23 protein-coding genes are annotated in these 24825 nt (G+C 46.3%); 8 read left to right on the forward strand and 15 right to left on the reverse strand.

Annotated features, from left to right (window positions below; translation table 11 throughout):
- Nucleotides 1-57: 57 nt before the first annotated feature.
- Nucleotides 58-2184 carry a bifunctional GTP diphosphokinase/guanosine-3',5'-bis pyrophosphate 3'-pyrophosphohydrolase gene (gene spoT, locus L1D22_RS06615; RefSeq protein ID WP_239829134.1) on the forward strand — a complete coding sequence of 709 codons (2127 nt, stop codon included), beginning with the start codon at nucleotides 58-60 and terminating at the stop codon, nucleotides 2182-2184.
- Between the two features lie 177 nt (nucleotides 2185-2361).
- A complete protein-coding gene (gene recG, locus L1D22_RS06620) occupies nucleotides 2362-4440 on the forward strand; it encodes an ATP-dependent DNA helicase RecG (protein ID WP_239829135.1) in 2079 nt (692 codons plus the stop codon).
- A gap of 74 nt (nucleotides 4441-4514) precedes the next feature.
- On the opposite strand, the gene envZ is transcribed toward recG, so the two are convergent.
- The 4 genes from envZ to L1D22_RS06640 all read right to left on the reverse strand — a co-directional run bounded on the left by envZ (nucleotide 4515) and on the right by L1D22_RS06640 (nucleotide 9182).
- Entirely contained in the window at nucleotides 4515-5810 is a 1296-nt protein-coding gene (gene envZ, locus L1D22_RS06625; protein WP_048661311.1) for a two-component system sensor histidine kinase EnvZ, read from the reverse strand.
- A gap of 153 nt (nucleotides 5811-5963) precedes the next feature.
- Nucleotides 5964-6683 (reverse strand): two-component system response regulator OmpR, encoded by a 720-nt coding sequence (ompR, locus tag L1D22_RS06630; protein ID WP_008218409.1) that lies wholly within the window; start codon nucleotides 6681-6683, stop codon nucleotides 5964-5966.
- Between the two features lie 136 nt (nucleotides 6684-6819).
- Nucleotides 6820-8205: a diguanylate cyclase gene (locus tag L1D22_RS06635; protein ID WP_239829136.1), complete on the reverse strand. Its 1386-nt coding sequence runs from the start codon at nucleotides 8203-8205 to the stop codon at nucleotides 6820-6822.
- On the reverse strand, nucleotides 8202-9182 hold the full coding sequence (locus tag L1D22_RS06640; RefSeq protein ID WP_239829137.1) for an ABC transporter substrate-binding protein: 981 nt from the start codon (nucleotides 9180-9182) through the stop codon (nucleotides 8202-8204). The genes L1D22_RS06635 and L1D22_RS06640 overlap by 4 nt, the downstream gene beginning before the upstream one ends.
- Nucleotides 9183-9432: 250 nt before the next feature.
- On the opposite strand from L1D22_RS06640, the gene greB reads away from it, so the two are divergent.
- Together greB and L1D22_RS06650 are read left to right on the forward strand one after the other, a co-directional pair.
- The gene (gene greB / locus L1D22_RS06645) at nucleotides 9433-9915 is read left to right on the forward strand and encodes a transcription elongation factor GreB (protein ID WP_239829138.1); all 483 of its coding nucleotides are present in this window, start codon (nucleotides 9433-9435) and stop codon (nucleotides 9913-9915) included.
- A gap of 663 nt (nucleotides 9916-10578) precedes the next feature.
- Nucleotides 10579-12909 (forward strand): Tex family protein, encoded by a 2331-nt coding sequence (locus L1D22_RS06650; protein WP_239829139.1) that lies wholly within the window; start codon nucleotides 10579-10581, stop codon nucleotides 12907-12909.
- A gap of 123 nt (nucleotides 12910-13032) precedes the next feature.
- On the opposite strand, the gene L1D22_RS06655 is transcribed toward L1D22_RS06650, so the two are convergent.
- Nucleotides 13033-13506 carry a hypothetical protein gene (locus L1D22_RS06655; RefSeq protein ID WP_010433611.1) on the reverse strand — a complete coding sequence of 158 codons (474 nt, stop codon included), beginning with the start codon at nucleotides 13504-13506 and terminating at the stop codon, nucleotides 13033-13035.
- Nucleotides 13507-13675: 169 nt separating this feature from the next.
- Nucleotides 13676-14452: a pimeloyl-ACP methyl ester esterase BioH gene (gene bioH / locus L1D22_RS06660; RefSeq protein WP_239829140.1), complete on the reverse strand. Its 777-nt coding sequence runs from the start codon at nucleotides 14450-14452 to the stop codon at nucleotides 13676-13678.
- 92 nt (nucleotides 14453-14544) lie between these two features.
- Here bioH and L1D22_RS06665 point away from each other — a divergent pair, with 92 nt between their 5' ends.
- The 4 genes from L1D22_RS06665 to cysQ all read left to right on the forward strand — a co-directional run bounded on the left by L1D22_RS06665 (nucleotide 14545) and on the right by cysQ (nucleotide 17650).
- A complete protein-coding gene (locus tag L1D22_RS06665) occupies nucleotides 14545-15258 on the forward strand; it encodes a ComF family protein (RefSeq protein ID WP_239829141.1) in 714 nt (237 codons plus the stop codon).
- Between the two features lie 109 nt (nucleotides 15259-15367).
- Nucleotides 15368-15952, forward strand: a complete 585-nt coding sequence (gene nfuA / locus L1D22_RS06670) for a Fe-S biogenesis protein NfuA (protein WP_026084098.1) — start codon at nucleotides 15368-15370, stop codon at nucleotides 15950-15952.
- A gap of 282 nt (nucleotides 15953-16234) precedes the next feature.
- On the forward strand, nucleotides 16235-16786 hold the full coding sequence (gene nudE, locus L1D22_RS06675; protein WP_239829142.1) for an ADP compounds hydrolase NudE: 552 nt from the start codon (nucleotides 16235-16237) through the stop codon (nucleotides 16784-16786).
- 36 nt (nucleotides 16787-16822) lie between these two features.
- Nucleotides 16823-17650, forward strand: a complete 828-nt coding sequence (cysQ, locus tag L1D22_RS06680) for a 3'(2'),5'-bisphosphate nucleotidase CysQ (protein ID WP_239829143.1) — start codon at nucleotides 16823-16825, stop codon at nucleotides 17648-17650.
- Between the two features lie 131 nt (nucleotides 17651-17781).
- Here cysQ and L1D22_RS06685 read toward each other — a convergent pair whose 3' ends face one another.
- The 9 genes from L1D22_RS06685 to gspF all read right to left on the reverse strand — a co-directional run bounded on the left by L1D22_RS06685 (nucleotide 17782) and on the right by gspF (nucleotide 24824).
- On the reverse strand, nucleotides 17782-18561 hold the full coding sequence (locus tag L1D22_RS06685; protein WP_239829144.1) for a type II secretion system protein N: 780 nt from the start codon (nucleotides 18559-18561) through the stop codon (nucleotides 17782-17784).
- 1 nt (nucleotide 18562) lies between these two features.
- On the reverse strand, nucleotides 18563-19051 hold the full coding sequence (locus tag L1D22_RS06690) for a type II secretion system protein M (protein ID WP_017629483.1): 489 nt from the start codon (nucleotides 19049-19051) through the stop codon (nucleotides 18563-18565).
- Nucleotides 19052-19071: 20 nt separating this feature from the next.
- The gene (gene gspL / locus L1D22_RS06695; protein ID WP_239829145.1) at nucleotides 19072-20301 is read right to left on the reverse strand and encodes a type II secretion system protein GspL; all 1230 of its coding nucleotides are present in this window, start codon (nucleotides 20299-20301) and stop codon (nucleotides 19072-19074) included.
- The gene (gene gspK / locus L1D22_RS06700; RefSeq protein WP_239829146.1) at nucleotides 20270-21319 is read right to left on the reverse strand and encodes a type II secretion system minor pseudopilin GspK; all 1050 of its coding nucleotides are present in this window, start codon (nucleotides 21317-21319) and stop codon (nucleotides 20270-20272) included. The genes gspL and gspK overlap by 32 nt, the downstream gene beginning before the upstream one ends.
- On the reverse strand, nucleotides 21303-22052 hold the full coding sequence (gspJ, locus tag L1D22_RS06705; RefSeq protein WP_239829147.1) for a type II secretion system minor pseudopilin GspJ: 750 nt from the start codon (nucleotides 22050-22052) through the stop codon (nucleotides 21303-21305). The genes gspK and gspJ overlap by 17 nt, the downstream gene beginning before the upstream one ends.
- Nucleotides 22039-22413 carry a type II secretion system minor pseudopilin GspI gene (gene gspI, locus L1D22_RS06710; protein ID WP_239829148.1) on the reverse strand — a complete coding sequence of 125 codons (375 nt, stop codon included), beginning with the start codon at nucleotides 22411-22413 and terminating at the stop codon, nucleotides 22039-22041. The genes gspJ and gspI overlap by 14 nt, the downstream gene beginning before the upstream one ends.
- On the reverse strand, nucleotides 22400-22993 hold the full coding sequence (gene gspH, locus L1D22_RS06715; RefSeq protein WP_239829149.1) for a type II secretion system minor pseudopilin GspH: 594 nt from the start codon (nucleotides 22991-22993) through the stop codon (nucleotides 22400-22402). Before gspH ends, gspI begins: the two co-directional genes overlap by 14 nt.
- A gap of 78 nt (nucleotides 22994-23071) precedes the next feature.
- Nucleotides 23072-23515, reverse strand: coding sequence for a type II secretion system major pseudopilin GspG (gene gspG, locus L1D22_RS06720; RefSeq protein WP_004741459.1), 444 nt, complete (start codon nucleotides 23513-23515; stop codon nucleotides 23072-23074).
- Nucleotides 23516-23603: 88 nt separating this feature from the next.
- Nucleotides 23604-24824: a type II secretion system inner membrane protein GspF gene (gspF, locus tag L1D22_RS06725; protein WP_239829150.1), complete on the reverse strand. Its 1221-nt coding sequence runs from the start codon at nucleotides 24822-24824 to the stop codon at nucleotides 23604-23606.
- Nucleotide 24825 lies beyond the last annotated feature (1 nt).

Consider the following 24825-nt stretch of genomic DNA (forward strand, 5'->3'; position numbering starts at 1 on the left):
CATATTCGCTGATAGAATCAACGTCATTCGAACTAATTAACCTTCCGGGCCTTTAATTTGTATCTATTCGATAGCCTCAAAGACGTTGCCCAAGAATACCTAACAGAGCCTCAAATTGAGGCTCTGCGTCAATCTTATGTGGTAGCGAGAGACGCCCATGAAGGGCAAACCCGCTCAAGCGGTGAACCATACATTATCCACCCTGTAGCGGTTTCAAGAATCCTGGCAGAAATGCATCTGGATATCGAAACCCTACAAGCTGCTCTACTTCATGATGTGATTGAAGACTGTGATGTCACGAAAGAAGATCTAGAGGAAAAATTTGGCAATACCGTTGCTGAATTGGTTGATGGTGTATCTAAGCTGGATAAGCTTAAATTTCGTGATCGCAAAGAAGCGCAAGCAGAGAACTTCCGTAAGATGGTTCTCGCCATGGTGCAAGACATCCGCGTTATCTTGATCAAATTAGCTGACCGTACTCACAACATGCGCACGCTTGGGGCACTTCGTCCTGACAAAAAGCGTCGTATTGCTCGTGAAACCCTAGAGATCTATTCTCCGCTAGCTCACCGTCTTGGTATTCATAACATCAAGACCGAACTAGAAGAGCTGGGCTTCGAAGCCCTCTACCCTAACCGTTATCGCGTACTGAAAAACGTAGTGAAAGCTGCGCGTGGTAACCGTAAGGAAATGATCCAACGTATCCATAGCGAAATCGAAGGCCGCCTTGAAGAAGTCGGTTTGCCTGCTCGCGTACTTGGTCGTGAAAAGAACCTGTTCTCCATCTACAACAAGATGAAAACCAAAGAGCAGCGCTTCCACACCATTATGGACATCTACGCTTTCCGCGTAGTGGTTGATACCCCAGATACTTGCTATCGCGTTCTTGGTCAGGCTCACAGCCTGTACAAGCCTCGTCCTGGCCGCATGAAAGATTACATCGCGGTACCAAAAGCCAACGGCTACCAATCTCTGCACACATCAATGATCGGCCCTCACGGGGTGCCAGTTGAAGTTCAGATCCGTACTGAAGATATGGATCAAATGGCAGACAAAGGTGTCGCGGCACACTGGTCTTACAAAGGCAATGGCTCACGCAGCAGTAATGGCACAACCGCACAGGTTAAAGCACAACGTTGGATGCAGAGCTTACTTGAGCTGCAACAAAGCGCGGGTAACTCATTCGAATTCATTGAAAACGTTAAGTCTGATCTGTTCCCAGATGAGATCTTCGTGTTCACGCCGAAGGGTCGCATTGTCGAACTTCCTGCTGGCGCAACAGCGGTCGATTTTGCTTACGCGGTGCATACCGATGTCGGCAACATGTGTGTAGGTGCTCGTGTAGACATGAACCCTTACCCACTCAGCAAATCGCTGAAGAACGGTCAAACGATTGAGATCATCAGTGCTCCGGGCGCACGTCCAAATGCAGCATGGCTCAACTACGTGGTGACATCACGTGCGCGTACTAAGATCCGTCAGGTTCTAAAAACGATGCGCCGCGAAGAGTCGATTACGCTAGGTCGTCGTTTACTTAATCACGCACTTGGTGAGCGATCTATTGCTGATATCGGCCAAGAGAATATCGACCACGTATTGTCTGATCTTCGCCTAGACAATGTTGAAGACTTACTGGCATCGATTGGTCTTGGTGAGCTGATGAGTATCGTTATTGCTCGCCGTCTACTGGGTGATGCTGACGAACTGACTGAAGTGGAAAACAACAGCGACACACCAAGAAAGAAATTGCCTATCCGTGGTGCTGAGGGTCTACTACTGACGTTCGCTAACTGTTGTCACCCAATTCCAGATGATCACATCATTGCCCATGTATCGCCAGGTCGTGGCCTTGTGGTTCACCGTGAAACGTGTCCAAACGTTCGTGGTTACCAGAAAGAACCAGACAAATACATGGCGGTTGAATGGTCTGACGATTACGACCAAGAGTTCACTGCTGAACTTCAGGTTGATCTGCAGAACCACCAAGGTGCACTGGCTGAGTTAACTAACGTTATCTCAAAAACAGGCTCTAACATTCACGGTATTTCAACTGAAGAACGTGATGGACGCCTGTACACAGTGACTATCTTGCTGACCACCAAAGATCGCGTTCACCTTGCAAGTATTATGAAAAAGCTACGTGTGATGCCACACGCGCTGAAAGTAAGACGTCGTAAGAACTAACGTTTAAACTTGATAATAGTTTTGCCAAGAATTTAAATCCCCTTAATGCTTTATCGCTTAAGGGGATTTTTATAACCGTAATCCTAGTATTTACCGCGCTCCCTCCCATTCCTGCCTGTACAAAAATCCAGTAAAATGCTTGAATAGATCATCTCTCTTACGTTTATGAGCCTTGTTATGTCACAGCTTTTATCTGCTATCCCTCTCAACTCTTTATCTGGAGTCGGCGCTAAAGTCGCAGAGAAACTGGAAAAGGTTGGGCTTAACAACGTACAAGATCTGCTTTTTCACCTCCCTTTGCGCTATGAAGATAGAACACGTATCTACCCTATCGTAAAACTGCACGCGGGCTTATGGGCTGCAGTGCAAGGCAAGGTCATGCATGTCGATACCATTTTCGGTAAACGTAAGATGTTGGCGGTAAAGATCAGCGATGGTAACGGCACTATTACCCTACGCTTTTTCAACTTCACCGCAGGTATGAAGAACAACTTTGCTGAAGGCAAACAAGTGCATGCCTACGGTGAGATCAAGCGCGGTAACATGGGGCTGGAGATTGTCCATCCCGACTACAAATTCTTTGCGCCTAGGCAACAGCCAGATGTTGAAGCCAATCTGACTCCAGTGTATCCAACCACGGAGGGGCTAAGACAAATCACGCTGCGTAACCTCACCGACCAAGCATTAGAACTGATCGACAAAGCCGCGGTGAATGAGCTGCTACCATCAGGTTTATACGATCACCAAATTACCCTCGCACAAGCACTGCATACCATTCACAGGCCACCTCCGGGCATTGACCTAGAGCTGTTTGATGAAGGTAAACACCCTGCGCAGCTACGTCTGATTATGGAAGAGCTACTAGCTCAGAACTTATCGATGCTGTCGGTTCGTAGCAAAGGACAGCAAGACAAAGCAATGCCATTTCCTCCAGTGAATACGCTTAAAGATAAGCTACTGGCTCAGCTGCCGTTTTCACCGACCAATGCTCAAGCTCGAGTGACCAAAGAGATCGAAGCTGATTTGGAAAAGCCTCACCCTATGATGCGCTTAGTGCAAGGCGATGTAGGTTCAGGTAAAACCTTGGTTGCTGCATTGGCGGCGGTTCGAGCGTTAGAACATGGTCAACAAGTCGCCTTGATGGCCCCAACTGAACTGTTAGCCGAACAGCACGCGATCAATTTCGCCAACTGGTTTGAAGCGATGGGCATTCAAGTCGGTTGGCTTGCAGGTAAACTCAAAGGTAAGGCTCGTGAGACTGAACTGGCGCGCATTGCCAGTGGCGAAGCGCAGATGGTGGTGGGTACTCATGCCCTATTCCAAGAGCATGTCGAGTTCAAAAAACTTGGTCTCGTGATCATTGACGAGCAGCACCGATTTGGTGTCCACCAGCGACTAGAACTGCGCGAGAAAGGCGCAAAGCAAGGTTACTACCCTCACCAGTTGGTGATGACAGCAACGCCAATCCCTCGAACGCTAGCGATGACGGCCTATGCCGACCTTGAAACCTCAATCATTGATGAATTACCACCGGGTCGAACACCAATTCAAACCGTAGCAATTCCAGATACCAAACGGGATGACATTGTTGAGCGCGTGCGTAATGCATGTCTTAACGAGGGCAAGCAAGCCTATTGGGTGTGCACTCTGATTGATGAATCAGAAGTATTAGAAGCGCAAGCCGCCGCAGACACAGCAGAAGAGCTGCAACGCAAACTGCCTGATGTAAAAATTGGCTTGGTACACGGCCGAATGAAGCCTGCCGAGAAACAAGCAGTAATGCAGGAGTTCAAAGAGAACAAACTGCACCTGTTAGTTGCAACAACCGTGATTGAAGTCGGTGTGGATGTGCCGAATTCGAGCTTAATGATCATCGAGAACCCAGAGCGTCTTGGCCTAGCGCAACTGCACCAACTGCGTGGCCGTGTTGGCCGTGGATCGGTCGCAAGTCACTGTGTATTGCTGTATCACTCTCCACTGTCTAAAACCGCTCAGAAGCGCTTAGGTGTGCTGCGTGAAAGTAACGATGGCTTTGTCATTGCACAGCGAGATTTAGAAATTCGAGGGCCCGGTGAGCTGCTTGGCACTAAGCAGACGGGCTTGGCAGACTTTAAGATTGCTGACCTGGTACGAGACCAACGTTTGATCCCTGAAGTGCAGCGTATTGCGCGTCATATTCACGATAGCTACCCAGATAACGCCAAGGCGATCATCAACCGCTGGCTAGGCGAGCGCGATGTCTATTCTAAGGCATAATTAGCCATTATATTTCCGCTTAAAACGTAAAAAGGCTTCCTCAAGGAAGCCTTTTTAGTGCGTATAGCCCAAGCCTAAGGTTTCACAGGGAAACTGATCTGCGCTTTTAAGCCACCTTCACTGCGGTTATTGACCACTACCGCACCTTGATGCTGGCTAACAATACGTTTCACAATTGCCAAGCCCAAGCCCGTACCTTCGCTGCCTCGAGCCGTGTCACCACGTGTGAAGGGTTCAAACAATTTACCGATCTGGTCTTGTGGAATACCCGGACCATTATCTTCTACCGTTACCCAAGCTAACTTGTTATCCGCCGTCATGCCGGTCGATACCTTGACCCAGCCATTACCATAGCGCAGCGCGTTCACCACCAAGTTACTCACTGCACGCTTCATTGCGATCGGGTTGCCCAACGCAGGTTTCATGGTTTCTGGAATATCGGTTTCAATCTGGACCTCATAGCCACCTTCAGAGCTAGAGACTTCTCGCGCAATATCATCGACAAACACCGCTTGGAATGAGTCTCTGTCAACAGGCTTTAGGTAATCCATGAACTGACTGATGATCTCGTTACACTCTTCGGTATCACTGATGATGCCTTCCGCCAAATAGCTGTCTTCTGGCGACATCATCTCTGTCGCCAAGCGAATACGCGTTAACGGAGTACGCAAATCATGACTGATTCCTGCCATCAACAAAGCGCGGTCTTCTTCCAATTCTTGAATGCCTTTCGACATTTGATTGAAAGCTCGTGTTACTGAGCGAATTTCTTGCGCACCTTGAACCGGCAATGGCGGTGGAATATCGCCGCGCCCGACACCTTGCGCGGCTTTCTCTAGCGCTATCAACGGCCGGTTTTGTAAGCGGATAAACAACCAACCACCTACGACAATCAACAACGCCATGATCAGACTGTTACGAAATAGTGGTGCAAAATCTTCTTCTTGCAACTCAGAAAGAGGAATACGAATCAGAGAGTTGGGCAGCTGCGCAATGTCCATCCACAACACATAGCTCTCTTTACCTAGAATCAATCGTACTTCGGTTTCAGAGCCTAGCTCTTTGGTCATCTCCTCGCTCATCAAGTCAATCGCAACCGCGTGGTAATACTCACCCGCCGCTTCACTGTTTTTCGCGTGAACGGTTACCCCGAGTTGTTCAAGTACACGCTGACGCAATGGCGCATCAATCTCGATATCACTGCCTTGGTCTAATACTAGGTTTAACTCATGCGCCAGAATCTTATTAAACTGCTGCAAACTCGGCATCAATGCATAGTTAAACACTGCGTAATAAGAAAAAATTTGGCTAGCAACCAATAGCGTTAAGAAAAGCACTATCGACTGAGTAAAGGAGCTACGTATGCGCATAGGGTACCCAAGATGTAGAAAGATAAAGAAGATGTTATATGACTATAACCCTAAACCATTGTGCTGAATACAAAACGGGCCATCGCATATTAATGAGATGACCCGTAAGATTCACAGAATCGGTAAAGCAGTTATAGAGCTTATAAAGCTGGACTACACAGCTTTGCCATCTGGAACGAACACATAACCCAAGCCCCACACCGTTTGGATGTAGCGAGGTTTGCTTGGATCTTCTTCCACTAGACGACGCAGACGTGAAATCTGAACATCGATAGAACGTTCCATTGCTGAATACTCACGACCACGAGCCATGTTCATCAGCTTATCGCGAGACATTGGCTCACGCGCGTTAGTCACTAGCGACTTAAGTACTGCAAATTCGCCTGAAGTAAGAGGCATCGGCTCTTCACCGCGGAACATTTCACGCGTACCTAGGTTCAGGCGGAACTCACCAAACTCAACCACAGACTCTTCTGTGCTCGGTGCACCCGGTGCTTCAATCACTTGGCGACGCAATACCGCTTTAATGCGAGCCAGCAATTCACGTGGGTTAAATGGTTTCGGTAGGTAATCATCGGCACCCACTTCCAAACCCACAATACGATCCACTTCGTCACCCTTTGCCGTCAGCATCAGGATAGGTAGCGAGTTGTTTGCGTTTCTTAGACGACGACAGATCGAAAGACCATCTTCGCCCGGCAACATTAAGTCCAATACCATCAAGTGAAAGTTTTCACGGGTTAACAGGCGGTCCATCTGCTCACTGTTTGCCACGCTACGCACTTGAAAGCCTTGCTCTGACAGATAGCGCTCTAACAAAGCACGTAAACGAGCATCGTCATCGACCACTAAAATTTTGTAGTTTTCTTGCATGTAATGGTTCCACCTATTAAAGCTCAAACCTAAAGTTAAGCATTCTTGGTAAATTGTATAAGGCATTAAAAATGTAACATTATTGGAGAAAAAGTCGCCTAAATAATTGTTAACGTATGTTGCCTTTCTATATATTCTAATTCGAAGTACGGTGATCTAGAACGGCTTCACCCTTGATGCAAACGGTCTTTTTTATGCTTTTACTGGCTAAGTTCGGCACATCAGCCACAACAAATGAACTCTGCCCTAGCGTTTTTGCAACGTACATTGCTTTATCTGCTGCATGAATCAATTCTGCGTGGGTACAACCATGATCTGGAAAGCAGGAAATTCCGATGCTTGCACCAACATGATGCTTAGCGCCATTAATGAAGATACTTTGCTGTATAGCATCGATTAACTGCATCGCCTTATTTTTCGCCGCCTCTTTATCATTCAGTAAATCTAAACACACGACAAATTCATCGCCACCATATCGACTCACAAGATCGGAGCTTCGAGTATTCTCACGTAACCTCTCCGTTACCGCGACTAAAACCAAATCCCCAACATGATGCCCATAAATATCATTAATCTCTTTGAATTTATCTAGATCAATAAACAATACAGCAATAAAAAGTCCAGTTCTTTTAGATTTAGAAATCGCTGTTTCTAGGCCAGTCTCAAGAGAGCGGCGGTTCATCGCCCCTGTCAGTGAATCATGCTCTGATAAGTACTCTAACTCCATTTTTTGACGCTGAAGTTCCAATGTTTGTCTGTTTACTTCTGTTTCCAGAGCCGATTTTGTCACGACATTTTGCTCTAGCTCTTTGCTCATCGTGTTAAATGCACAACCTAACGAACTAAACTCAGACGCCAGAGCGTTGCATTCAATACGGTGTGCAAAATTTCGAGATTGAATATGTAAAATACCGTGGGATAGAGCCGTAGAGCCCGCCTTAAAAGACCTCAATAAACAATAAGATACTGTGCTTATTGCAACAGAAAATAAAGAACACAAGAAGATCAACTCTATCATTGTATCTTCAATTCTTTTGTTGGCTTGCAATAATTCGCTTTTTTGCTGACTCGCTAAATGCTCATGAATGTTCTGAATGAACATGTTATACCGAGTATTAAGCAGAGAACTTCTTTGAACAAGGTATCTTTCTTCGAAATAGATTTGTTTAGCAAGAGCCTGAAACCTCTTGTCCTGCGCCATTAATTCTGCAAGTTGGCTTATTAGTGATTTAACTTTTTTTACTTTAGACGCGGGGAGTTGCGAATGCTCTAGCCCTTGAGTAATTCGAACCTGCTGGGCAGCTAAGTTCTGGAAACTTTTATCGTCTCTGTACTCTAGGTAAAGCCACAACAGTCCCTGCAGGGCGTTGGTATCTCGTTGCAAATCAATTATGCTTTTTTGATATTTTGTCGTAGCGACATGGTGATGGTAAAGATCATTAAGCGACCATGCTGTCGCAAAGGCCATCACGACACTAACGCTAAATAGGGCGTACATTTTAAATGTCAAAGAACGAATCATTTAACCCTTCCTTTGTCTTGAAGAGACGTATATGCCGTGTTATCCACCAACAATCGGACGTCCAAGGGCTCTACTTCATCTATTGAGCGCTCAGAAGCCCATCTAGCCTGAAGTCGAAGGTTAGAGAGCAAGGTGTAATCGTTAGTTAATTCAAAGATATAATCTTCCCATGCCCATTCTACCTCTCGAGGAAAAACATTTAGCTCCTTTGAAATCAGAGCAATGCTTTCATTCGGGTTTTGATCAATCCATTGAATGGCCTGATAAATAGAATATAAAATTGCCTCCTCTTGTTCATTCTTCTCCGTTCGATGTGAATGGGTTATTAAGTTAAAAGACAACTGATAGATACCCTTTAACCCCAAATCTTTAACCTGAGTAGCCGACAGCACCGAAGATTTATAACCATAAGGTTCCCACACAGAAATCGCGTCAACTTGATAAGAAAGTAAGGCCGGGACCATCTCTTCAATGTCCAGAAACACTCTTTGAACATTGAGAGCTTGCAACCCATTGGAAATTAAAAGTAAGTCAAAATACAGCTCACTAGCACTGGATTTGACAATGCCCACTTTTTTTCCGGACAAATCAGACATACTCGTTATATTGAGCGGTTCAAGAGTCCGTAATTTAAGATCATTGCTTGAGGTTACAAAGCTCGCCAGTACCGATACATTGTTATGCTCATACTGATTAAATAAAGCAACAGTATTGGAAGTAGTTGCATAACTCACTATGCCATTCTGAAGTAAGTTAGCGCAATTAACCCCTCCCTTACAGGGTACAAGTTCGACATCGATATTATTATTGGCAAAAAATTTCTGATTTTTTGCCACAAATAAAGGTGTGGTTAATGGCGTTAAAGAGACAGCAATTTTAACTTTAGGTGACTTGGTCTGAACCGTCATACCTGTTGATTCATGCTTCCAACACCCACCAATAAGTAACGTTATCAGTGTCATAACTACCCATTTCATATAAATCTCTCCCTCAGTGACAATGATGCTCACTTAAAACACAAACTAAAAATAGGTGACCCATCAAATAAAGATAGACTAAAAATCTTCAAAATATATCTTTAAGGTACTGTTATAAATGATTTTAATCTTATAATTAGTAAGGTTACCTAGTGTCCATTATTTGGTTGAGAAACGATTGGAACAAAACGTCAGATCACGTACAGTTTCTCATTGTTAGGAGAGTTAAAATGATTGAGAGTCTACTACATTGAAAACCAAACTTATCACCCGAGAAGGCTATAACAAGCTCAAAGCAGAACATGATCACCTATGGCACGAGAAGCGTCCAGAGATCACCAAGATAGTCACATGGGCTGCAAGCCTTGGAGATCGTTCAGAAAACGCCGATTACACCTTCAATAAGCGTTTGCTTCGTCAGATTGATCGCCGAGTGCGTTTCTTAAGAAAGTTCCTTCCTGATGTCACGATCGTTGATTACTCGCCGCAACAAGAAGGTAAGGTATTTTTCGGTGCTTGGGTCGAAATTGAGAATGATGAGGGGGAAATTAAGAAGTTTCGCATTGTCGGGCCTGAAGAGATCTATGGCGATGCTAAAGGCTATATCTCTATCGACTCACCAATGGCTAGAGCTCTGCTGAAGAAAGAAGTGGATGATGAGTTTACGGTAAAAACACCGGAAGGCGACAAAGAGTGGTTCATTAACTCAATTCGCTACGCAGACAACGAATAACCAAACTTAATAAACACTTAGTGATGAGCTGAGTGTTCAGCAAACCCAAACTCCAGATAAAAGAAAACCCCGCAAGGCTTTCGCCTAGCGGGGTTAAGTCTCTATCGCAGCAATCCGGCTACTGTTTATCTCTTCGAGATAAGGTGCTCCCTGCATCTTTCCTTGATAGTGGCTAAATCCTTTAACCAATTTCCTTTTTGTTCATCGCCATCCTAGCGGTGTCCATTCTAGCCTGTCATCCTGACTGGCGAATCTCATCCAGAGATTATCACTTCCTTGCTGACCACTCATCCTAAGTAATCAAATCTTCATCCTGAAGATACCTAGTCCATTAGGCTTTTTCCTGTTCCTGCCAACTCCCTGTCGACAAGTTAAATATTACGGTAATTGAGCGAGTTTCCTAGATAGTCCCAAAAAACATTTCAGGTAGGAAATACGCCCACAAACACTCAACACAATAAAATCAGCACCTTAGGTTTGTTTTAAGACGATTTCATCGGTTTAAAGTGACTTAGTCGCACATCACTTGTAAGAGATCTCGCACAAAGCAGATATCACAAACGGCAATTCGACTTCTGACAGGATAATTACACAGCCAAAGCTAGAAAAAGCGTACGCTCACCCCCATGTATTTATCACGATATTAAATAAGAGATTCATCGGATGAGCCAAGCTATCTGTCGACTGATCGCTGAAGAACTGAATGTCCGTTCTGAGCAAGTCACTGCCGCAGTAAACCTAATTGACGACGGTAACACCGTTCCCTTTATTGCCCGCTACCGTAAAGAGGTCACGGGTGGCTTAGACGATACCCAACTACGTAACCTTGATAGTCGCCTTTCTTACCTTCGCGAACTTGATGATCGTCGCCAAACGATTCTTAAGTCGATTCAAGACCAAGGTAAACTCACGCCAGAACTCGAGCGTGATATCACTCAGGCTGACAGCAAGACTCGCCTAGAAGATTTATACCTGCCTTACAAACCAAAGCGCCGCACCAAAGGTCAGATCGCAATTGAAGCGGGCCTAGAGCCTCTTGCCGATACGCTATGGAATGAACCACAGCACGATCCTGAAACCGAAGCAGCCAACTTCATCAGCAACGACAAAGGCATTGCCGACACCAAAGCAGCACTCGATGGCGCACGTGCGATCATCATGGAGCGCATTGCAGAAGACGCAAACCTGCTTGAGAAGATTCGCCAACACCTAAACCGCAATGCAGAGCTTTGCTCTCGTGTTGTGACTGGTAAAGAGAACGAAGGTGAGAAGTTCAAAGACTACTTCGAGCATAACGAAGCTCTGAGCAAAGTACCGTCTCACCGTGCACTTGCCATGCTACGTGGCCGTAATGAAGGCTTCCTAACACTGGCGATGAATGCAGATCCTGAGCAAGAAGAAGGTGTACGTGGTTCTTACTGCGAGAACATCATCTCTGATCACTATGGCATTACTCTAAGCAGCGCACCTGCGGATGCATGGCGTAAGCAAGTGATTAGCTGGGCATGGCGCATCAAGGTTTCTATGCACATGGAAACCGAATTGATGGGTGCGATGAAAGAGCGTGCAGAGATCGAAGCGATTGAAGTGTTCGCAACTAACCTTAAAGACCTGCTGATGGCAGCGCCGGCTGGACCTCGTGCAACCTTGGGCTTGGATCCAGGTTTACGTACTGGTTCAAAAATCGCGGTGGTGGATTCAACCGGTAAAGTTCTGGCGACAGAGACTATTTACCCTCACCCACCACAAAAGCAATACGACAAGTCAGCACACGTTGTTGAGCAGATGGTTCGTAAATACAATGTTGATTTAATTGCGATTGGTAACGGTACGGCTTCACGCGAAACCGATAGCTTTGTGGCCGTGGTGATTAAGCGCGGCAACCTAAAAGCGCAAAAAATTATTGTTAGCGAAGCAGGTGCATCGGTGTATTCCGCGTCTGAGTTAGCAGCAAAAGAGTTCCCGGACATGGACGTATCGATCCGTGGTGCAGTGTCTATCGCTCGTCGTCTGCAAGATCCACTGGCGGAACTGGTGAAGATTGACCCTAAATCGATCGGTGTGGGCCAATACCAACACGACGTTAGCCAAACCATGCTTGCTAAGCGCCTAGATGCGATTGTCGAAGACTGTGTAAACGCGGTTGGTGTTGATGTGAATACCGCTTCTGCTGCGCTTCTAACTCGTGTTGCTGGTCTTTCTAACACCATCGCTCAGAACATCGTAGATTACCGCGATGAAAATGGTCGCTTTGAAGCGCGTACTACGCTGAAAAAAGTTGCTCGTTTAGGGCCAAAAGCCTTTGAACAGTGTGCTGGCTTCCTACGTATTATGGATGGTAAGAACCCGTTAGATGCATCATCGGTTCACCCAGAAGCTTACCCATTGGTGAAAGCCATCGCCGAGAAAAACCACAAAGACATCAAATCTCTGGTAGGTAACACCGACTTCTTACGTGGTTTACACGCGATTGATTACACCAACGAAAGCTTTGGTGTACCCACAGTAACCGACATTATTAAAGAGCTGGATAAACCGGGTCGAGATCCTCGTCCTGAGTTCAAGACTGCGACCTTCGCTGATGGCGTGAATAGCATGTCTGACTTAGAACCTGGCATGATCTTAGAAGGTGTGGTGTCAAACGTGGCAAACTTTGGTGCCTTCGTGGATATTGGCGTACACCAAGACGGCTTGGTGCACATTTCAGCACTGACCGATCGTTTTGTTTCTGATCCGCGTGAAGTGGTAAAAGCCGGTGACATCGTGAAAGTGAAGGTAATGGAAGTTGATGTTCAACGTAAACGTATTGCGCTAAGCATGCGCATGAAAGATGAGCCTGGACAAGACAACCGTGCACAGCGCTCAAGCGCGCCTCGCACGCAAAACCGCCCGAACCAAAATTCACAAGGCGGACAACGCCGTCGCGAAGAGCCGCAACAAAACGCTGCGATGGGTGGTGCGTTCGCTGCTGCTTTTGCAAAAGCGAAAAAGTAATCCGTTAGCTCATCGAAAAGCTGATTCGCCTAAAACAAAAAACCTGCATCCCTTAGGGTATGCAGGTTTTTATTATATGTTCAAAAAAGACATCGAAGTTTGGCAGGGTCATAAGTTTTCGACTTACAACACAACCAGCATCTCTGATGGAGCATGAGGCGCAACAGCATGACCATAATGATATTTTATGACCTTACGTCGTTTCTCCATCTGTCCCTCTTGAATCGCCGCATCTAAAACATGCTTTGGCAGGCGAAAACGCATGGTATAGCCCTTTCCTTGATCAGCACTGTATGTTCTCAGTGCCAATAAGCTGAATAACCTCTCAAAAGGATCTTGTGGCTCTTCTTGGCTAATCGAATTGGCCTCTGACTCGTTCTCCATTTCATAACCAGGATGGTCTGAAGGATCCCAAGCCGACTGCTGCCTTCGCTTATCGTCCGATTTTACCTTTCGCTCTGCATTGGTTTTCGCCAATGCTACGGCAGGAGCGACAGGTTCTCGAACTCTATTATCACGCGCAACTTGCTCTGTTTGCACATTAACGGATGGAGCGATCAGTGGCACACTCACTGCAGTTGCAGGTGACACAATCATCGCGAACTCTCCTCAAGAATCGCCCATCGTTATTGCCATAACACTGTTGTGCCGAGAACGCACAACAGGCATAGCCCAACTCATCGCAATCAGCTCAGGAGAGAGTTAGGTCTGAGCACCATGCAACAGTTAGATTATATATCGACCAAGGTAACTATAAATTTAGCAATTATTTTTGTGCGAAGCTGACCAGCTCACTGCAAAAGGCATCCGCTTCGGTCATAAACGGGGCATGCGAAGACTGCGTGAAGATGTACTGCTCAGTATGAGGCAAGGCTGTACCCAAATCTTTGGCGACCTTGATTGGCACCAATCCATCTAATCGACCATACAGACGCAGCATAGGCACTGAGATCTCCGGTAGCTGTTCACGTAGGTCAACATCTGACAGCATCTTTAAACCAGCCAATAACGAATCAGGATTGGGCAGCGGGCGAGACAACACCGCTTGCTTGAGCAGTTTTACATCTTGCCTTGCTGAAGGGCTACCCATGGCTTGCAATGCCATAAAGCGTTCGATGGTGGTTTGGAAATCTTCCACCAGCTGTTCGGTGAAAGCGGTTAATACGTTGGGCTGAATACCTCGCCATAATACTGGTTCTTTTGCGGCAGCAAATTTCGGCGAACTCGCAACCGTCACCAGTTTACTCACATAATCTGAATGATGGATCGCCATGTGCGTCGCGACTAAGCCACCGAGTGACCAACCGACCCAAATCGCCTGCTTTGGCGCTTCGACCAACAGTTGCTGAGCTATCTCTTCAAGATCTTGAGCGTGGCAGTGAGAACTGTGTCCGTAACCAGGTAAATCGACAACGTGCACTCGGAAGTAGGCCTCTAATGCATTAACGGTTTGCTGCCATACCGCACCGTTCATTCCCCAACCATGAACCAATACCAAATCGGGACCTTGCCCTGAAACATGCCAATACAACGCGTCACTCATTCTCAATATTCCCTACTTTTTCCATCAGCGATAAACTCCGCTTTTCAGTATGGTGAACAAAGGAACACCACAACCCAAAAGCATCGCGAGCTATGTTATCCGATTGGCTACAAAAACACACACCACGTCTGGTCACACCTCAATGCCACCTGTGCAAGCTAGATAAATACCCGAGCGATACACATCCTCGATGGTGCAATTCTTGTCTCAAACTCTTTGAGCCAGTACCTCGCTGCCAACGATGTGGCTTAAAAACTGTCACCACCGTTGAGCAATGTGGTGAGTGTTTATCAAAGCCACCACCTTGGCATCGCCTCTATTGTGTTGGCGATTACACCTTTCCAACCGCTGGTTATATTCAACAAATGAAGTACGCCGACAAGTTCTGGTTTGCTCGCGACTTGTCGAAACTATTAGCCTCACGCATTGAAGAACCCGCATCGTTGCTGACGAGTGTCCCACTGCATTGGCAAAGGTACCTTCATCGTGGTTTTAATCAGAGTCAGTTATTGGCGCATTACACCGCTCACGAGCTCAACATCAGAAATGCCGTTTTATTTAGACGAACTCGTTCAACGATTTCCCAACAAGGGCTCACCAAGTCGGCAAGAAAAAGTAACCTGAAAGGCGCTTTCGTTCTGAAAAATTTAAACTTTTCAGCGACAGATTATTCGCACGTCGCGATAATTGATGATGTTGTAACCACAGGCAGTACTGTGTATCAATTATGCCAATTACTACTTGAAGTAGGGGTGAAAAGGATTGATATTTACTGCATCTGCCGCACTCCTGAGCCCTCTGGATAAAAGCTGTGAATCACTACTTGTACAGCAATCCAACAAAAAAGGGCTGAATTACAAATCTGACAGGAGTAGAATGGCGCTAATAACCTACAAATCTACTCAGGTATTCGTCGTGTCAAATATTACTATTACAGAAACAGCTCAAACTCACTTTGCCAATCTGCTGTCACAGCAGCCTGAAGGTACAAACATTCGTGTGTTCGTGGTAAATCCAGGTACACAAAACGCTGAGTGTGGTGTTTCTTACTGCCCAACAGATGCGATTGAGGCATCTGACACAGAGCTTAAGTTCGAAGCTTTCTCTGCGTACGTAGATGAGCTAAGCCTGCCATTTCTAGACGAAGCTGAAATCGACTTCGTGACAGATAAAATGGGCTCTCAACTAACACTTAAAGCACCCAACGCTAAGATGCGTAAAGTATCAGACGATGCGCCGCTTCTAGAACGTGTTGAATACGCAATTCAAACACAAGTTAACCCACAACTTGCTGGTCATGGCGGTCACGTTAGCTTGGTAGAAATCACTGAAGATGGCGCTGCTATCGTTGCATTCGGCGGTGGCTGTAACGGTTGTTCTATGGTTGATGTAACGCTAAAAGAAGGCATCGAGAAAGAACTTCTTCAACAATTCGAAGGTGAACTGACTGCAGTTCGCGATGCCACTGAGCACGATCGCGGTGAGCACTCTTACTACTAATCACTCAATTAGTATGATTCAATGATTAAAAGGTTGATGCGCAAACATCAACCTTTTTTGTTTTAAAAACGGCAAAAACACCCTCTATCCGTATATATCCCGTGCAATCACAATAATGAAGGCGGCGTTACCATTTGCAGTAAGGTATTCAAGTGATCGCAATCGGTTCCTGCTTCAATAATTCTCGGATATGAAAACTCGGATCTAGGAACTCAACGTCATTTCCCCTATATTAGAATGACTTTATAAGAAAGAATTCCAATGAGCTAAGGAGCGAGCGCAATGACAAAAAGGACCAAGCCAGAAATTTTGGCTCAGCAAACTGTCGCTCAATCAAAACTATTCTCTATCGAGTCTCTCGACTTACGCTTTTCAAACGGTGAAGAGCGCACTTACGAACGCATGAAGCCAAGCGGGCGCAATGCAGTAATGATGGTTCCGATTACTGAACAAGGCGATATTCTATTAGTGCGTGAATACGCAGCGGGTACTGAACGTTATGAGCTCGGCTTTCCGAAAGGATTGGTTGATCCAGGTGAGCAGCCTAATGAAGCCGCGGTTCGTGAACTCAAAGAAGAGATTGGCTTTGGTGCCAACAAGCTTACTCCACTAAAGGAAGTGATTCTCGCCCCCTCTTACTTCTCCAGCAAAATGACGCTATTTATCGCTGAAGATCTCTATCCAGAGAAGTTAGAAGGTGATGAACCTGAACCACTGGACATTGTGCGCTGGCCGCTGGCCCAAGCCGAAGAGCTATTAACGCATCTCGACTTCTGTGAGGCTCGCAGTATTACCGCCCTACTATTAGCCCTTCGTGTATTAAACAATAATTAGAACATTCAAGCTCGCTCGAAGAGTAAGAGAATATTTATGCCAATAACAAAAGATTTGTCTCACCTCCTACCTCCCGTCATTGAGATTGCTCGATCGGCTGGACAGCTCATCTTAGAAATCTATGAAAAAAAGGATTACGAAGAGTTCACCAAGAGTGACGACACGCCAGTCACCAGTGCTGACCTAGCCGCACATAAGCTGATATTAAAAAAACTCAGTGAATTGACGCCTGATATTCCCGTATTATCCGAAGAAGATGCCGACATCAGCCTAGAGCAACGCTCTCAATGGGATCGCTACTGGTTGGTTGACCCACTTGATGGAACACAAGAGTTCATCGCAAGAAGTGGTGATTTCGCAACAATTATCGCCCTAATTGAGCATAACAAACCGGTAATGGGTGTGGTGTATGCGCCTGTTTCTGGTGTGAGCTATTACGCTTACAGTGGCAAAGGGGCTTGGAAGATCCCAGACCTTAATGACAGCGTTAAAATCAAAACACATCGTCATGAGCTGCCAAATCAATCTATCGCGATGGCGATCAGTCGCCGCCAAGATATCAACCGCATCACGAGTCGCATGAGCTCGGCTTGGAACTATGATTTGGTGCCTCTTGGCTCTGCCGCATTGAAAGCCTGTTTAGTCGCGGAAGGCGCTGTGGATTGTTACTTACGCCTTGGACCTACTGGCGAGTGGGATACCGCAGCAACCCAGTGCATTGTTGAGGAAGCTGGCGGTCGTATCTTGAGTACACAACTAGAACCGCTCTCTTACAACAAAAGAGAGACGCTTGAGAACCCGAATTTCATTGTGCTTGGTGATGCGGACTTACCTTGGGCGGAGATCTTACAGGGTAAAGACTAAAACCACTTAGTCTCATAACAATCTGATATTCAAATAAAATGGGCACCTCAGTGAGGTGCCCATTTTTTATATCTTGCTCTCGGATAACTAGCGGATAACCAACAGATACTAGCTCAGAAATCGATACTAGGTTAAAAACGCCCTTGGTAGCTAAACTGGTACTTACCTTGGCTATCTGGGTTGCCTAGCCACTTAAGCTGACTCTGCATGGCTGGCGGGAATTCTGCGCCCGGTTTAAACCATGCCGCTGAGGTATAGCTTTGATTAGGCGTAACACTCGCAGAGAACTCGCTCTCCACTTGGTCACTCTTCTGAGTACCTTTGGCGGCAATAGTATTGTCTTCACAGGTAATGTCGGCAATCACTGGACCTAGGTCTAACGAACCCACCGGAGAGTCAACTGCTGCACCAGACCAAGCAAGCGTACCTTCGCCCAATTGACACCAAGGCTGAGTATGAATCGCATGTTTGATCGTCAGCTCTACTTGTCCACCAATCGAAACGGGAACTGGAATCGCTGGCGCATACTTGATCACATTAGCTGCAGGCATTGATGCCACTAAGTTTTCCGCATACGCGCCACTCATGCTGTATCCAACTCGCCCTTTTCCTGATAAGTTCATGTCGCTATTACGACCAAAACGGACCGCTAGCTCAGCTTTGGCTTGGAACAGTTTAGAGAACTGGAAATCCCACTGTACTGAGCCGTAATTGACACGCTGCCATACAATATTGTTGGCGCGACCTTGCCAAACTGTCCCTTCAACACCTTCAATGTTCAAGCCACGCACAACCGGCGCCTGCTTGAGAGCAAAAGAAGCGGGTAAGTGCAGCAACAAGCTGACCGAGAAGAAGACGATAAAAATGCTACTGAAGAGCAGGCCATACTTAAAAGATAAACCGCGTTTCACATTAACCTCGTTTAAACTGTAGTCGGTTGACGTCAATAACCCCGGGGCTATCAGAACGATCAATGTCCATGAACTCAACCTCAACACCCTGCTTTTCTTTCAGGTATGTTAGCCAATCTACGAACTGATTAAAGGGTACAGGTTTAACCCATACTTGCAGCATCTCGCCACGTGGCTGTACGCGAATCAACTCAATCTTAAAGCGACGCATAGAAGCAGGTACGGATTGGTTCAAAGGCTGACTGGCACTGATGCCGCCACTGCCTCGTAGTTCAACCACTTCATTGGCTTTATTGGTGACCCAAGCCAGCAGTTGCTTCTCGCTCTGAATACGGCTTTGCGCGAGTTCAGCTCGCTGACTGAGTGGCTGTATTAGCCCCCAATAAACCACACCTACCACCAATAAAATTGAGCACCCGACGACTAATCGCTGCTCCCTTTGACTTATTGAAGTCCACCACGCTTGGAGTGGTTCAATCATATTTCTCATCACTGATCTCCTTGCGCAGGTTACTGACGGGGTTTAAGAGTAAAGCTGCCAAACACGGCATCGCCATTACGATTCAATGGCCCTTGCTCAACGGTAAATTTCTCTTCGAGCTTCGCTCTCGCGGTCTCAAAATGTTGGAAGTTAGAACTTTTAGCCTGCAGTCGAACCTCAGAACGATTGCCATCGTAACGAATGCTTTCGACTTCAATCGATTTCACTTGCCCCAAAGTTTCGGGCAACAAGGCTAGCCAACCGAGTAATGAGTCACCATCGCCTGAGCCACCGTATTTCTTAGCTTCATCATTCATCTGACGCTTAAGGTAGCTTACTGTCGGAATTCGTTGTTTACCTGGCAGCACAGCTCTAAAAATACGTTCACTCTCAGCTCTGTAAGCTTCGGCTTGCGCTTCATACTGCTGAACCTTCAACACCTGTTGAGTCACAATCACGGCCACCAGCAAACAAGCCGCAATCGCCACTTTCTGCCAAACGCGCCAATATTTACTGAATGAAGATTTGGTTTTAAAGGTGCCAGTCAGTAAATTTACGCTGCTTGTGATCGCTTGTTGGCTCAGTAAAGACATCACCAATTCCGCAGGCTTAGCTTGCCACTCCACTCCACTTTGCTGCTGAACGTCGTCGCTCGGCATTGAGGTGTAACTGAAGATCGTCGCAGGCTTTTCTTCGTCATCAACGACAACCCAATCACTTTGCAAAAACATTGGGAGCCATGCTTCACTGATTGATACCGCCTGATAGTTGCCTTGGCGCAATAGCCAATGCTGGTCTATCTGCAAGGCACTGATACCTTGTTCTTCAAAAGGTACGGCTAGTGTATCTGGCAGCACCTTGCGGAAGACAATATTGGCTTCGCGGAACTGTTCTAAAGCTTGTTTTAACCATTCACGTTCAACACCACACACGGTCGCATGAGTGGCGTCTTTATCTAAAATAGTCAGGTGTAAGTCTTCGATATCTTGTGCAACTTCGTCTTCTAATAAAAACGGCAGCATAGAATCGAACTGGCGAGCAGCACCTTTCGGGATCTCAACACGCTTAATTAAGCATTCATTTCCCGGCAATAAAGCGATACAGCTGCGCTTTTCAGCGTAAGGCGTTAACTCATCAAGCTGTTCCCAGCTAGACAGTTCGCCACTTGCTATCACTTCTTGTTGGCTTGTCGACCAAACTAACCACTGCACAGGGCTTTGTGGTTCGCTACTCAGTCGAACGGTCAGAAACTCGCTCACTGATTCCTCCAAAACGACGGCGTACTACCGTCACTGTTTCTCGATTACTACTATAGAAAAGCGTCCGTATACGTACACGTGACTGCTCAACTAATACCTCTGCATCTAGCTCAAAATAGGCGCTATCTACAGTTAAATATGCTTTGGCTTTTTTGCTGACTTCGCCACTGACACCAGCAATGGCAGACTCTTGCATAAAAGCATCCACCGTATCCCAACCATCAAATGGACGTTTGTCTATCAGCTGTTTCGCATCCGATTCACTTAAGCCCGGTGCGAACATCGCTTCCAATAAAGGCGCTTGTTTTTCCGTTAGTGTATTCACGTTCAAACGAAAATCATCGCTAGGCAGAGCGCAAACAAATGGGCGAACCTTATTCATCACCTCACCCGTAACTTGATAAACCGCTCGTAGCTCTGATTCGTCTGCCATTAAGCCGTTAGCCGCCAAATAAGATGGCTTCATCGCCTCATAGGTACTGTCTTCTACGCCAGCGGAAGAGGTCGCTCGAGTGTCGCTATCAACAAACTCCCAGCTTGAATGCGCGATAACCTCAGCTTGATAAGGCTCGACGTCTTGGTTTTCCAATAAGGTTTGCCAAACTGTCACTAAATAAGGTGTCTGGTTGCTTGAAGTCGTCGCAGCGCCAGCTAACGCATTGAGATTAAAACACGCCTGAGCATCAACGATGCGCCCCTTAACTTGGCCATAATCGAGTGGGTACACTTGTTCTTCTAACGCCCACGGCTGGCTTAAGTTTACGGTATCACTGTCTTTGTAGCTTTGCCTAATACCGTCTTGCACAAGCGCTTCTACGCCGATGCTGTACCAATAGGCCTGTTGGTAGTTGAGCTGGTTACCAACGCGTTTAAACTGAGTAAACAGACGCTCAGACATACTGCCAGCAATGGTTGCCATAATCGCCAGTAGCATCAAAATAATGATCAGCGCGACGCCACGCTGTTTGCGGCCAAAAGCCGAACTTGTCGCTACAAGCTTGTTAGGTCGATGAGTCATTATTCCCCTCACTGCTGCCTGAAGAGTCACTGTTTGAGTCACCACCAACCTGATCTAGGGTCCCACCGGGAGTAAGATAAACACGTTCTATCTCACCATAATCTTTCAGTGTCAGCTTGAGTCTTACCGCTTTGGGCAGTGATTTGTCGGTTTGCCACTCTTTGCCCCAGCGACTCCCATCATAAAACTCGATTTCAAAGCCTTCTACATCATCAAGCAGCGGAGTAATCACACCCTCTTGGCCTGCAGGAGTATCGGGATAACGCCACCATACACGCTCAAGCGTTTCCTCTTTGATGCGGTAGCCAACCTTGGTGACTTCTCCGCGAGGAAACTGTTGTTGTGGGTTATGCCAACCAAGGCGAGTAAACATGATGCCAACACTGTCGGAATCCAGTAGATACTCTTTCATTAATATCAGCTTAGATGATGCTTCTTCACCATTAGTACGAAATTGTCGTACTGCCATCTGGCGAAAATCATTATCTAAAATGACTAAACTACGTTGCAGTTGATTCAAACGGGCACTGCGCTCGATTGAAAGCTCGTTGCTGCGCTGAACCTGATTAACGACTTGATAAGCCGCCATGCTCAACGTGGCAAAGATAGCGATCGAGACCAAGACTTCAATTAAGGTAAAGCCTCTCCCTTTTGAAGATAGACCTTGCTTGCGAGGCATTCGTTTATTAACGGACACGATCTTAGTTGACCACACGCTTTTAGTTAACCACATAACTGCGCACCGTAACGACTGGAGACGCTTGCTTACTGGTTGCTGCACTCACATCAAACGCCTTTAATAAATCGTCGCTGGTATCAATCGGTGTCACCTTCCAGAACCACTCTCTTCCCGCTAACTCTTGCGTACCCTGTGCTTTTTTAAGCTTCTCAGGATGCAGCATTACTAGGGCCATTTGATTATCAACGACCATCGCCGCGAAGGTTTTTTCTTCTAGATAGCTGAGTGTATTGATGTGCTGGGTGACGGCACGAATCACACTGATCGCCGCCGTAGCAAAGATAGCCAGCGCAACTAATACTTCAAGCAGAGTCATTCCTCGAGAACGATAAGGAGAACGTTTATTCCTCTTCATCTTCTTCTCCCGGTTCTAGCAGTCGAATCACACCATTATCTAACACTCGAATACGCCAGCCATCTTGCACGGTATCACCGGTATTCGGGTAGAAAGAAAGCGTAAACGGTGTTGTTTCAGCACTCGACAAGATGTAGATCTGTGGTGGCTTCGGCTTCTTTTCCTCTTCAAGATCAGCAAACATATCTTCATCAAATAAGCTTCCCGGATTAAAAAGGCGATCGTCGTCTTCCCAAGCTCCGCCACCCAGTGTCAGCGTCAGTGCGAGGCCTTCTGGTAATTCAGTTGAAGAAGGGATCTTTTCGAACTCAGTTTCTTGCCAACCATCAGACTTCAAAGCCATCAGAACGTAAGTCGATTTCTTTTCATCAACACGAACGCCAAAATCCAAACCGCTCAAAATAGCTTCTTCATTGAGTAACTGAACTCGTTGATAAAAACTTTGAGCGTATTTTTTGGCAACATCTTTACTATTGGTAGGAATGGTCGCGATCACCGCAACCGCCGTTACTGACAGTAATACCAGTACCAAAAGAATCTCAATCAAGGTGAAACCCGGCTGTGTTTGCTTAGTTTTCACCTTTAGACTCCATCTGTTTATGTTCTACCATCAATAACGAATCAAACAACAATAACGCATCAAGCAACAAGCCGAGGCTTATTGAAAGTCTTGCATGTTCCAGTTGCCGATATCCGCAGCAATACCTTCACCACCTTCTTGGCCATCAGCACCAAGCGTAAAGATATCAATAGTGCCGTTATCACCAGGGCTTAGGTATTGGTACTCGTTACCCCATGGATCGTTTGGCAGACGCTTGATATAGCCACCATCACGGTAATTACGAGGCTCTGGGCTACTTGGCTTAGAAACCAATGCATCAAGACCTTGATCCGTTGTTGGGTAAACGCTGTTATCCAGTTTGTACATATCCAGCGCGTTCTCTAACGCCACGATATCAGTGATGGCTTTTTGTTGGTCAGCCTTCTCTTTATTACCCAATAGGTTAGGTACAACAAAGCTCGCCAATACGCCAAGGATAACCACAACAACCATCACTTCTAATAGGGTAAAGCCTGATTGTTTCTTCATTTTATTTTTCATTATTTTCTCCAAATTACAGACCGCGAGAAGAAGGTAATGATGTCCTTCTTCTCGATAATCCAAAAACTAACGTTTGATGAGCAATACGTTAACCGCTCATTAAATTGTTCATTTCAAGCATCGGCATTAGAGTCGCCATCACAATGAACAGCACTAAGCCTGCCATCAAAGCGATAAGAGCTGGGGTAAAGATACCCAAGGCAATGTTCACGGTCGACTCAAAGCTTTGGTCTTGGTTATCTGCCGCTCTTGTCAGCATCTGTTCCAATTGACCACTCTGCTCACCACTGGCAATCATATGCAGCATCATCGGTGGGAAGAGTTTGGTTTGATCCAAGGCTTTACGCAGGCTCGCCCCCTCTCTAACGCTATCCGATGCTTGTAATACTTGTTGTTTCACATGGTGATTCGACATCACGTCAACCGCGACCTTCATCCCTTCAAGGATAGGAATCGCACTCGAGGTACAAATAGAAAGTGTTCGTGCAAAACGAGAGGTATTGATCCCTTTTGCTATCTTGCCGATAAGTGGAATGCTCAATAACTTGCGATCCCAACTCATGCGAACGCCCGGCTTCTTCAGTGCGGTCTTAACCAAAACAATCACAGCAATGATTAACAACAGTAATTGGATGCCCCAATTCTGGATAAATTCACTCGATGCTAATAAAAATTGTGTCGATTGAGGCAGTTCTTGGCCCATTTGGATGATCGGCTCTACGATCTTAGGTACTACAGTCGCAAGTAAGAAAGAAACAATCGTTACTGCAAACACCACCAACACCACAGGGTAGATCATCGCTTGCAAAAGCTTAGAGCGCATCTTTTGGCGATTTTCTGCGTAATCAGCCAATCGCTCCAATACCGCATCCAAGTGCCCCGATTTCTCACCCGCCGCAACCATGGCTCTGAAAAGTTCATCAAAGATGTGTGGATAATCAGACAGGCTATCGGCCAGCGAGTAGCCTTCGGTAACCTTAGAGCGAACCGCCAATAACATAGTTCGAATACGTGGCTTTTCAGATTGCTCAGCGACTGCCTTCAAGCACTCTTCTAAAGGCATACCCGATTGGACAAGCGTTGATATTTGACGAGTAATCAAGGCAAGATCAGGCGTGCTGATACCACGCTTAAAGCTGGTTGATGGCGTCGAGCCTTTCGCTGTTTTCGCTTTAGCTTCGGTCATCTCAACCGGCATTAAGCCTTGCTCTTTTAAGCGCTGACGAGCCTGACGAGCGTTATCCGCTTCAATCGAGCCCTTTTTACTTTTGCCTTTGGCATCCAGCGCTTTGTATTCAAATGCCGCCATA

It is taken from the genome of Vibrio sp. Isolate34, from assembly GCF_022397915.1.
Lineage (GTDB): Bacteria > Pseudomonadota > Gammaproteobacteria > Enterobacterales > Vibrionaceae > Vibrio.